We start from the raw sequence: 657 nt of genomic DNA, 5'->3' as shown, positions 1-657 counted from the left end.
GGTGCACCGTAGAGTGGCGGGGACGGTCGTCGTCCGATGGTGCGGAGGGTTCTGGCTCATGGGACGCAGGTTCAACACGGCGGGGCCGTGTCTGCCCGCGTACCACTACATGATTCCGGCGTTGGGGCGGCTGCCGGAGGCACCCGATCTGGTCGCCCAGATGGGCTATTTCGTGGTGCATGCGCCGCGGCAGACGGGGAAGACGACCACGCTGCGGGCGCTGGCCGAGGAGCTGACCGCCGGCGGCGTGTACGCGGCGTTGCACTTTTCCTGTGAGGTCGGCGAGGCCCTCGGTGATGATCTCGGCGCCGCGCAGCGCGGCATCCTCCAGAGGATCCGAGACCACGCCGACATTGCGTTGCCACTGGACCTGCGTCCGCCGCCTTGGCCGGACGTGCCCGACGCGAGCCTGTTCGCGTCGGCGCTTACCGCGTGGGCGCGGGTCTGTCCGCGGCCGCTGGTGTTGTTCTTCGATGAGATCGACGCGTTGCGCGGTGCGAGTCTGATCAGCGTCCTGCGCCAGCTTCGGGACGGCTACAGTCATCGTCCGCATGCGTTTCCCGCTTCCGTGGCGTTGTGTGGGCTGCGCGACGTCCGTGATTACAAAGCCGCCAGTGGTGGCGACCCGAATCGGCTCGGCACCGCCAGCCCGTTCAA

The 657-nt window shown here is 68.3% G+C and carries 1 protein-coding gene; it reads left to right on the top strand.

Annotated elements, in window-relative coordinates; genetic code table 11:
- Positions 1-58: 58 nt before the first annotated feature.
- The coding region (locus U9978_RS23185; protein ID WP_322763267.1) for an ATP-binding protein at positions 59-657 on the top strand (599 nt) is incomplete at its 3' end.

This window comes from Protofrankia sp. Cr2 (genome assembly GCF_963555885.1).
In the GTDB taxonomy this organism is placed as follows: Bacteria; Actinomycetota; Actinomycetes; order Frankiales; family Frankiaceae; genus Protofrankia.
This window is presented reverse-complemented; position numbering and strand designations above follow the sequence as displayed.